The sequence below is a fragment of the Candidatus Electronema sp. JC genome, assembly GCF_048287365.2.
Lineage (GTDB): Bacteria > Desulfobacterota > Desulfobulbia > Desulfobulbales > Desulfobulbaceae > Electronema.
Window position 1 is genome coordinate 1 of sequence record NZ_JBLWEM020000007.1, and the last position, 9,912, is coordinate 9,912.

At 62.0% G+C, this 9,912-nt stretch carries 7 protein-coding genes; 3 read left to right on the top strand and 4 right to left on the bottom strand.

Translation table 11 applies throughout. The annotated features are described in order from the left end of the window. Nucleotides 1-250: 250 nt before the first annotated feature. The 3 genes from ACNKH3_RS01125 to ACNKH3_RS01135 all read right to left on the bottom strand — a co-directional run bounded on the left by ACNKH3_RS01125 (nt 251) and on the right by ACNKH3_RS01135 (nt 2,678). Nucleotides 251-415: a hypothetical protein gene (locus ACNKH3_RS01125; protein ID WP_420207934.1), complete on the bottom strand. Its 165-nt coding sequence runs from the start codon at nt 413-415 to the stop codon at nt 251-253. A gap of 34 nt (nt 416-449) precedes the next feature. Next, nucleotides 450-1,532 carry a tRNA preQ1(34) S-adenosylmethionine ribosyltransferase-isomerase QueA gene (gene queA / locus ACNKH3_RS01130; protein ID WP_420207935.1) on the bottom strand — a complete coding sequence of 361 codons (1,083 nt, stop codon included), beginning with the start codon at nt 1,530-1,532 and terminating at the stop codon, nt 450-452. Between the two features lie 72 nt (nt 1,533-1,604). Continuing rightward, nucleotides 1,605-2,678 carry a hypothetical protein gene (locus ACNKH3_RS01135; protein WP_417916653.1) on the bottom strand — a complete coding sequence of 358 codons (1,074 nt, stop codon included), beginning with the start codon at nt 2,676-2,678 and terminating at the stop codon, nt 1,605-1,607. Between the two features lie 123 nt (nt 2,679-2,801). Here ACNKH3_RS01135 and mqnB point away from each other — a divergent pair, with 123 nt between their 5' ends. After that, nucleotides 2,802-3,455, top strand: a complete 654-nt coding sequence (gene mqnB / locus ACNKH3_RS01140; RefSeq protein WP_417916652.1) for a futalosine hydrolase — start codon at nt 2,802-2,804, stop codon at nt 3,453-3,455. A gap of 29 nt (nt 3,456-3,484) precedes the next feature. Here mqnB and ACNKH3_RS01145 read toward each other — a convergent pair whose 3' ends face one another. Further along, nucleotides 3,485-5,485, bottom strand: coding sequence for a LysM peptidoglycan-binding domain-containing protein (locus ACNKH3_RS01145; RefSeq protein ID WP_417916651.1), 2,001 nt, complete (start codon nt 5,483-5,485; stop codon nt 3,485-3,487). A gap of 361 nt (nt 5,486-5,846) precedes the next feature. Between ACNKH3_RS01145 and ACNKH3_RS01150 the strand changes: the two genes are divergently transcribed. Both ACNKH3_RS01150 and cas2 read left to right on the top strand, forming a co-directional pair. Further along, nucleotides 5,847-9,272 carry a transglycosylase domain-containing protein gene (locus ACNKH3_RS01150; RefSeq protein WP_420207936.1) on the top strand — a complete coding sequence of 1,142 codons (3,426 nt, stop codon included), beginning with the start codon at nt 5,847-5,849 and terminating at the stop codon, nt 9,270-9,272. Nucleotides 9,273-9,543: 271 nt separating this feature from the next. Beyond that, nucleotides 9,544-9,777, top strand: coding sequence for a CRISPR-associated endonuclease Cas2 (gene cas2 / locus ACNKH3_RS01155; protein WP_420207937.1), 234 nt, complete (start codon nt 9,544-9,546; stop codon nt 9,775-9,777). Nucleotides 9,778-9,912: the final 135 nt, after the last annotated feature.

Below are 9,912 nucleotides of genomic sequence, written 5' to 3' on the forward strand. Positions count from 1 at the left end.
GCAATCTTTGTCGCGGGTTTGTTCCGAGTGCGGCACGGTTCAAGCCGTTTCGCCCGGCGGCTCACGCTTGATTTGCTGACTCCGAAACGCAGAGCCGTCTCTTCAAAGCTCAGGCTGTCCCGGTCTTTGATCTCCAAAACCTTCCGACGAAAATCTATTGAGTATGCCATACTCACAGTGTAGTCATTTTATACTGCTTTGGCTATATATGTTATAACTGAATAATAACCTTTTGCTCATACATTTAACTTCACATATTTTTCTCTCTTCGAGAGTCTGGCGAAATATTTCCAAACCAATAGCCTCGTTGAGATTGAATAAATAACAATAACAAGAAAACAGCAAAATGAATGCGGTATTTTTCGAGGAACCCTTGATTCATTTCAACGGAGGGCGGTTTGATTTTTTGGCCCATACACTGCGTCCTGATAAAATCAATCAAAGCTTTGCTATTTGGCGATGACTGCCATCGCGTCGCCGTAGCTGAAAAAACGGCATCTCTGCACGACCGCCTCGGCATAGGCGGCCAAAAGCTGTTTCCGGCCTGCCAGCGCCGAGACAAGGAAGAGCAGCGAGGACTGCGGCAGATGAAAGTTGGTGATCAGATTGTCCACCGCCTTGAATTGCCAGCCCGGATAAATGTAGAGGCCGCAGAGTCCTTCTGTCGGCTCGACGCGGCCAGTCCGCGCCGCCGCGAATTCCAGCGTTCTCGCCGTGGTGGTGCCGACTGCCCATATCGTGCCGCCCGCCGCCCGTGTTGCGTTCACCGCCTCAGCCGTCTCTGCCGGAACATGGACAAACTCCTTGTGCAGCTCGTGCTGGCGGATGTCTTCGCAGCGCACCGGAGCAAAAGTGCCGTAGCCGACATGCAGGGTGACTGCGGCCTGCCGCACGCCCTGCGCCTCAAGCTCGGCCAACAGGCTGCGGCTGAAATGCAGCCCTGCTGTCGGCGCGGCCACTGAACCGACATGCCGGGCATATTCAGTCTGATAGCGGAGCGCGTCCTCAGGCGTGCTGCCCTCCGGCCTCCTGATGTAGGGCGGAAGGGGCAGCTGGCCATGCCGCTCCAGCAGAACGGCCAGTGCAGCTTCAGGAGGATAGAGCAAAGCAGCGCGGACTTTGCCGTCCGGCAGCAGCTCTTCCACGCGGGCTTGGAGTTGGTCACTAAAATAAAGCAGGCTGCCGGGCTTGGGCCGCTTCGAGCTGCGGAGCAGAGCCAGAGCCGCCGCCTCGCCGGGCAGCCGCGTTTCAGGATAATGAAGCAGCAGCAGCTCGACCTTGCCGCCGCTGGCCTTGCTGCCAAGCAGCCGGGCCGGAAAAACTTTGGTGTTGTTCAGCACCAGCAGGTCGCCGGGCCGAAGAAATTCGCCTATTTCATCGAAGCGGCGGCATTCTGTCCTGCCCGCAGCGTAATGCAGGGCAAGCAGGCGGGATGCCTCGCGCCGGTCAGCAGGCTGCTGGGCGATCAGTGCTTCGGGCAGGGCATAGTCATAGGCGGAGAGACGGAAGTCTTCCGGGATATGTTCAGTCATCGAAAAGGGAAGGCGTTTAAAAGAAAGCGCCGCCGCCGGAACAGATGTTTCCGGCGGCGGAACAGATGCTGTTTAGAGATCCGGCACTGCGTCCGGCAGTACATAGGCGCCGTCGGGAGGCGTGTCGTAAGGCATCGCATACGACGGATCTTCGGCTTCTGGCAGATAAGGCCGGTCGTAGCTGATTTCGCCGCCACAGAAGGGGGCGCAGTCTTCTGTCCGGCTGTTCTGCACACTGACTTTGCTGTCTGCCCTGCCGTCCGCGTCTGTCACGACTGAAATGTTGATTTTGGTCTCTGAACGGCTTATTTTACTGGAGGGCCGCTCCTGCTGCACGTTGACCGTGCCGCTGACCCAAGGGCTGGAGCAGCAGCGGCTGACCGTGGCGCAGAAAATGCTCTGCTCGCCAAGCTGGTCAAAATGGAACGGAATTTGCAGCAGACTGCCTGACCAGACCAAAGCTGACTCGTGCTGACCGCTGCGCCCTTCGGCCTCGGCAAAGCACTGCACCCGCACCTTGCCGCCGTCCGGGCAGGCTCCGGCCCGCACATTGATCAGGACGCGCTCATGAAGGGGCACAGAGGCGGGCAGGTTTTCAAGGCGGGGCTTGGACGGCCCGCTACGGTTTTCCAAGAAGGGATAACCTGTGGATACATCCCTGCCCGTTGGCTCATGAGCAACAAAGCCGCTGTCACCCGACAGCTTGAGCGGGCCGACCCACGCGTGGCCGTAGCTGTTGAAGAGATAGGCGTAATAGCTCTCCTCTTCGCCATATTTGTTCAGCCGCGCTTTCAGACTGACTGCGCTGCTGTCAATCGGCACAATGCCGGAAGCCGCTGTCGGGCCGTTGCGGCTGCCGGTTCTGATGGAAATTTCACTTCTGGTGTGAAAAGGCAGCCCGTTTTTCTTACGGACTGTGAAAAGAATGGACGAGCCTCTGACCGCCGCTGACATCTCCAGAATATCGCCCCACGTGCCGCCGCCCTCGCTGACGCGCAGAACTCCCGGTTCCAGCCCGTATCCGGCCCCTGCCGCCGCGCCGCCTGCGGTCAGGGCCAAGAGGCAAAAACAAACTGCGATGCGCAGAAACAGGCCGCGTTGCGGCTGCGCCGCGCCCTTGTCCGCCCTTCTGTGAGAAAAGATCATGACCGGCCTCCTATGTGCTTATGAATGCGCCGTTCCGGCGGCTGCCGGAAGGCTCCTTCTGTATTATACCCGCAGAACGCGGCAGGGCATAGCCCATAATAATTGCGGCTGGAGGCGGGGCTGATGCGCCTGCTGCTGACCGCAGCCACTGATTTTGAGCTGCGGGCTTTTGCCGCCGCCGGATCGGGCCGCCCTGTGCGGACGCTGCTCACCGGCATCGGGCCAGCGGAGACGGCCTTCACCTTGACAAACGCGCTGCACCGTCATGCCGGATCAGTCAGCGCGGTGATCAACTTCGGCATTGCCGGAGCCTTCCCGGACAGCGGAGCCAGGCTGCTGGACATTTGCCTTGCCGAAGAGGAAGTGCTGGGCGATCTCGGCATCTGCCTGCCGGAGCGGATTGAACGCTTTGCTGAACAGGGGCTGGCTGTCCGCGATCATTTTGTCTTGGATGCCGGACTGCTGTCTGCTGCGGCGCAGGCGTTGACGCAGGCAGGCCTGCACTGCCGGAGCGGCGTTTTCGTCACTGTCAGCAGCTCCAGCGGCACAACGGCGCGGGCGCGGCAGATAGGCAGGCAGCGGCAGGGATTATGCGAAAACATGGAAGGCGCAGCGGCAGCGCGGGTCTGCGAGGCGTTTGGACTGCCCTGTCTGGAGCTGCGCTGCGTCAGCAATATGGCGGGAGAACGGGACAAACGGCGGTGGCGGCTGCGCGAGGCCTGTCTGCGGGCCGGTCAGGCCGCCGCCGCTGTGACGGATTTCCTGCTGGCGGCCTGAGAAAAATTCCGCCGCCAGCAGACAGCATGTCAGCCCTTGCGGATCACCAAGGTGGCGCCGACTTGGAGCGCGCTGCCGTTCAAGCTGTTCCACACCTTCAGCTCTTTGGCTGAAACTTGAAGCTTTTTGGAAATTGACCAGAGGGAGTCGCCGCTGCGCACTTTGTAGTAGCTGACTGCGGCAGCCTCTGACGACGGCTGCTTTTTGGCGCCGGACAGCAGCACCACTGCGCCTTGCGTCTCTTTTTTCTCGGCTGCGGCCACAACGGCAGCAGGCTGGGCCTCTGTCTCGCCGGGCCGCCGCTTGCCTGCGACGGTCAGCTCGACAGGCCCGTCAGCTGCGGAAGCCGCCGCAGCCGCAGGGGCCGGAGCGGCGGCAGGCCGGGGCGAATAAATGGCGAGCTGCTGTCCGGCCCGCACCTTGTCCGCCTTGCTGATCTGATTCCACTGCATCAGCGAGGCCAGCGGCACACCGTACTGTTCCGCCACTTCGGAAAGCGTTTCGCCTTTGTTCAGTTTGTGCGCGATCTTCTCTCCGGCAGCCGGAGCTGAAACTTTGGCCAGCGTCAAGCCTGACGTGCCGGGGGCGGCGGCGGTGGGGATGCGCAGCAGCTGCCCGGCCAGCAGCTTGGAGGAACGGAGATCGTTGATCTTGAGCAGTGCGGTCAGGCTCACGCCGTATTTCTGGCTGATGCCTTGCAGCGTCTCGTTTCTGGCGACTTTGTGGCTGAGGTACGCAGCCGGTCCTGCTGCGGCGGCGGCCACAGCCTGCGCCTTGGGCAGATTGGCGGCCACCAGCGCGGCGCGGCCAGCCGGGACTTTAAGCAGCCAGCCCGCGCCGCCTGCTGGAACTTGATCCTTGAGCAGGTCATTGTTGAGGGAGCGGAGCTGCCCGACGCTGACCGAGGCGCTGGCCGCCACCGTTTTCAAATCAATGCCTGACGGCACCCGCACCCGCTCCTGCTGGACCGGCCTTTTGTATTGCACATTGCCGAATCCGTACTTTTCCGGGTTGCGGGTGATCAGCACGGCGGCGATCATCTGCGGCACATAGCGCTTGGTTTCCAGACGCAGCGCGTCATGCTGGGCCAGCTCCCAGAAATTGCTGGCCTTGTATTGCTTCAGACCGCGTTCGACCGTGCCTTCGCCCGCATTGTAGGCGGCCACGGCCAGATGCCAGTCGCCGAAGCGTTTGTGCAGAGCCTTGAGATAGGCGACCGCAGCTTTGGTGGACTTCTCCGGGTCGCGGCGCTCATCTGCCCACGAGTCAATCCGCAGGCCGTAATTCTGGGCGGTGCCGGGAATGAACTGCCAGAGGCCGGAGGCGTGGGCGTGCGAATAGGCGGAGGGATTGAAGCCGGATTCGATCATCGCCAGCCAGGCCAGCTCCAGCGGCAGCCCGGCCTTCTCCAGCTCGGCGGTGATCTGCGGCAGATACATGGTCGAGCGTTCGAGCCAGCGCTGGAAATTTTTTTTCTGCTTGTTTTGGAAAAGGTCCAGATAAAACTGCACCTGATTGTTGACCAGCACTGGAAAATCACAGGCGGCCCGGCGCGCTCCGGCCGCAGGCTCCGCTGGCTGCGGCAGAGGGCCGCTGACGGACGGCGGCTCCGGGCGGACCGGAGCCTCTATCACGCCGGTTCCAGGCAGCTGGCACTGCGCCGCAGCCTGGCCTTTGTCCTTGTCTTCCGCTGTCCATGCGCCGGTTTTCCGCAGCTCGTCCAGCTCCTCTTTCAGCTCCTCCGCCGAACCGACCAAGGTCGGCTCGCCCGCCATCTCCTTGTCATCATCAGAGACGATTTGCGGCGAGGCGGCCTCCAGCTGCCGCTGCCGCTGCCGCTGCCGTTCCTGCTGCTCAAAATAGCGTTCAACAATCAGACGCAGCTGCTCAGCCTCATCAGCCCCGGACTGCCGGTCATTGCCGGTCATCCGGCCGCCGCCTGCGCCGGTGCTGACCGGCGAGCAGCCCGCAGGCAGGGCCAGCGGCACCAGCAGCATCATATAGGAAAGGACTCGCTTGGTTTTCTTCATAGAGGTCAAAATGCTCCAAGTTGGTTCTTCAAGTAAACGGCTCCTGCGGCGCAGGCTTTGCCCCAGACGCGCAGCTGGCCGCCGCTCATCTGCAGGACGAATCTGGCCAGCTTCTGACTTCTACCATAAAATGACAGCGATTAACAAGGAAAAACATGCTCTTGATTTGAAAACGCCGGAACTGCCGTCATGTTTTCGTCATATTTTCGCCAGCATTTCAAGGCATTCCATCCATCCGGCCCGGAGCGCGCCCGCCGATTCTGCTGGACAGGCCGGGCAGCAGGCAATATCATGACCGCATGGCAGCGGCTCTGCCGCACTGTTTCTCCCAATTCTGACACACCCTTCACCCACCGACAAGATGCGCGCGCGCGGTGCCTGCTCCTGTTTTTTCCGGCTGATTTTTCTCTCCATTGTCCTGGCCTTGACGGCGGCAGCCGCAGCTGCGGGCTGGGTCTGGTGGCTGGTGGTTAAAACTCCCTGCCCGGAAATCGAGCCGGAGCGGATCGCCTCCATCCTCGGCAAGGAAAGTCCGGTCTATTACCGGGACGGCAAAGAGAAGATCGGCGTGCTTTTCGAGGACATCCACCGGCAGTACCTGACCTACGAGCAGCTGCCCCCGGCCTTTGTCAAGGCGCTGGTGGCTTCCGAAGACGATCAGTTTTTTCAGCACTACGGGATTGACTTTCCCGGCATCGCCAAGGCGGCCTGGGTCAACTTTCAGGCGGGCCGCATTGTCCGGGGCGGCAGCACCATCACGCAGCAGACCGCGAAGAATCTTTTCAAGCGCGCCGGGCGGAGCTATGAGGCCAAGCTGAAGGAGATGCTCTTCGCCCTGCGGCTGGAGCACCGCTACTCAAAGGAAAAGATTCTTGAGTTCTACAGCAATCAGTTCTATGTCAGCGGCAACGGCCACGGCCTTGGCGTGGCGGCCCGCTATTATTTCGACAAAGAGCCTGCCGGGCTGACGCTGGCTGAGACCGCCTTCATCGCCGGCTCGGTCAAGCGGCCCAACTTTTACAATCCCTTCATCAAGAAAGACAAATTCGCCGCCGCCGAAGCGCGCCGGGCCTCGGCGGAGCGGGTGGCCTATGTGCTGGGCCGGATGCGCGAGCTGGGCATGATCAGCCAGCAGGAGCATGACGCGGCGCGGCAGGCCGGGCTGCACTTCAAGCGGGGCCGCACCAGCTTTGATCTGACCTCGATCATGGACATGGTCAGAAACGGCCTGAACTCCAAGGCGATGACCGAGATGCTGGAGCAGCACGGCATTGACAACATCGCCACCTCCGGGGCGAAGATCATCACCACAGTGGATCAGGCCTTGCAGGAGGAGACCCTCTACAGCCTGCGCCGGGAGCTGTCGCGCCTGGATGTCCAGCTGCGGGGCTACAGCCGCGAGGAAGTGCAGCAGGAGTGCAGGGACACGGTCGGCGACGACCCGGAGGAAGGCGGGGAGATCAAAGTGAAGTCCTTTGTTTTCGGCACGGTGCAGGAGGTCAGTCTGGAGCGGGCCGAGGTGGCGGTCAGCTTCGGCCCCAAGCAGCCTGGCGGCCTGATTGACCGCCAAGGGCTGGAACATCTGCTCGCCGCCTTGGTCAAACACCGGCGGGATCAGTGGGCTAAGCCGGGCAAGAAAGACCTCGCCGACCTGCTCAGCCGGCTGAAGCCGGGCGACAAGGTCTATGTCAGCGTGCGCGAGGCGGATCCCTTTGACGGCGGGCTGGAGCTGGAGCTGGAGCGCTACCCCAAGCTGCAAGGCGCGGCGGTCGTGCTGCGGCAGGGCGCGGTGCGGGCGCTGGCGGGCGGGATCGAGAACCGCTTCTTCAACCGGGCTGCGGACGCGAAACGGCTGATGGGATCAACGCTCAAGCCGTTTCTCTACGCCGCCGCGCTCCAGCTGGGCTGGAGTCCGCTCGATCATCTCGACAACCGCCGCCGGGTCTTTGTCTTCCGCAACCAGGCCTACTTCCCCCGCCCGGACCACAAAAGCCCGCACTCGCATGTCTCCATGAGCTGGGCCGGAGTCAAATCGGAGAACGTGGCCTCGGTCTGGCTGCTCTACCATCTCACCGACAAGCTGACTCCTGCCGGACTGGCCGAGGCCGCAGCGGCCTTGGACATGACGCAGCGGCCTGATGAGAGCTATCAGGACTTCAGCCGCCGGATGCGGGACGGCTTCGGCCTGCGGCTGACAGAGGCGGATCTGGACTGCGCCGCCTATGAGCAGGCGGCGCGACGGGCCGGAGCCGCGCTCCAGTTCGAGGGCCGGCAGGGCGAGCTGGGCCGCTGGAAAAGCATCGGCTGCGGCCAGAGCTACGGCAAATACCGGGCACAGATTCAGGCGGCGATGCAGGCGGGCAAGCTGACGGCGGAGGAAAAGGCCGAATACCGGCAGCAGCTGAGTCTGCTCGGCGGCGGCCTGACCTGGCCTGACCTGCGGCGGCGGCGGCAGCAGCTGGAAAGCTGGCGGCGGCGGCTGGCCGAGCTGCCGGTTCCGGCGGTGCAGGTGGACAGCTTCTTTCCTGATCAAAAGCCGTCTCTTCCTGTTGCGACGGACGAGGAGGAGGATTACTCCAGAGGCCGCATGGCGGTTGACAGCGGCAGGCGGCTGGTTTTCACTCTCCGCGCCAGCCTGCCTGAGAGCTGGCAGCCTGTCAGCGCGGCTGACCTGCGCCGCCGCCTCGTTTTCATGAGTCCGGCGGAGCAGGACATGCTCTGGAGCAACGTGCTGCTCGAAGGCTCTGTCAGCGCGGGCGGCGCGGATGTCATCGCCCGGCTGACTGAGGAAGAGCGGGCCTTGGCCGCTGCAAGGCCGCCTTATGCCTTGGAAAATTTGGTCAATCTCCGTGACTACCGGGTGATGCTCGGCTTGCAGTATCTCATCCGGCTGGCCCGCGAGGCCGGGGTGATCAGCCGGATGGAGCCGGTGCTGTCCTTCCCGCTCGGCTCCAATGTCATCACCCTGATGGAGAGCGCGCAGATGTATGAGGCGCTGGTCACTGGCCGCCGCTGGAGCGCCGAGCTGGCCGAGAGCGCCGCTGATCCGGGCGAGGAGGACCGGGCCGGACTGGACGGCCTCGCCCTGATCGAGCGGATTGAGCGTCCTGACGGCAGGGTGATCTACGCCCGCCAGCCAGCGGCCCGGACAGTGTTTGACCCCAAAAGCAGCAGCGAGATCGGCAGCATCCTCCAGAACGTGGTCCGCCACGGCACAGGCCGTTCCGCTTGGGAAAGCGTCCGCCTGCCATCCGTCGTCGGCGCCGCCGACAACAAGAAGAAAAGTCCGGCTTTGCCGCTGCTGGGCAAGACCGGCACGGCCAATGACTTCCGCAACGCCGCCTTTCTTGGTTTTGTGCCAACCGAGACAGATATTGACGGCACGGCCCTGCTGGCCGCCGCCGGTTTCACAGTGGGAGTTTATGTCGGCTTTGATGCCAACGAGCCGATGAAGCGCGGCGGATTCCGGGTCAGCGGCTCCGCAGGCGCCCTGCCGGTCTGGAACCGGATCGCCGGAGCGCTGCTCCGGCTGGAAGGGGTTGCCGACCGGCTTGATCCGGCGGCGTTCAACCACAGCAGCATCAGCCTCAGATATCCAGAAACCGGCCAGCTCTTCATGCCGGTTGACCCGAAGAGCGGCGGGCGGATGCGGCGGGGCAAGGACGGCATCCAAACCGGCCTCTCGCCGGAAGACCCTGCCACGCTCTGCCACGGCGTGCCGGGCCAGCACGGCGGCTTTGAGCCGGAACGCCGCTTCATGGCCTTCTGGCTGCACCGGCGGGATTGAGCAGAGAGCGGCATCCGCACATCCAAGATATCCGCCGGGCTGTTCACCGCCAGCGTCAGAATTCCCAAACAGCAGGCGCGGTTGATGAACCGCCCTTGCAGTGTTCCTGCAACGTTACGTTGACATTCCCGCTTCATTGCGTCAAGGCGGTTGAGCGGAGCCGGACAAGGCGGTTGAGCGGAGCCGAAACCGCCGCCTTCGGCTCCGCTCAGGCGGCTCACTCCGCTCAAGCAGCTCATTATTTCTGCGACACTTCAACGAGATTTCTTCGTTGCTGGAATTGGCCAAGACTCTGCTGGATTTTGGCGGGCGGGTGCAGTTTTCAGTGTTTGAAGCCCGTCTTGACCGGGAGCTGCTGGAAAAACTTGTGGACAGGCTTGAAAAAATAGTTGATAAATCTGAAGACAGTGTTAAGATTTATCCGTTGTGCGGAAGCTGTGAGGCTGGAGTGAGAATGATAGGCCAGGAACGGCGGCTGAGGGAGGAAGATGTGTATATCCTGTAGACTGTTTTTTGTATTATGCTGTAAAATCATTATGTTCTGTATTTTTTCAAACGGCCTGAAAAAGGAGGTGGATAACGGGAACCGGATAACATCTTGATTTGTCGGAATAAATATGCGGCCAGCAGGCGGAAAGGA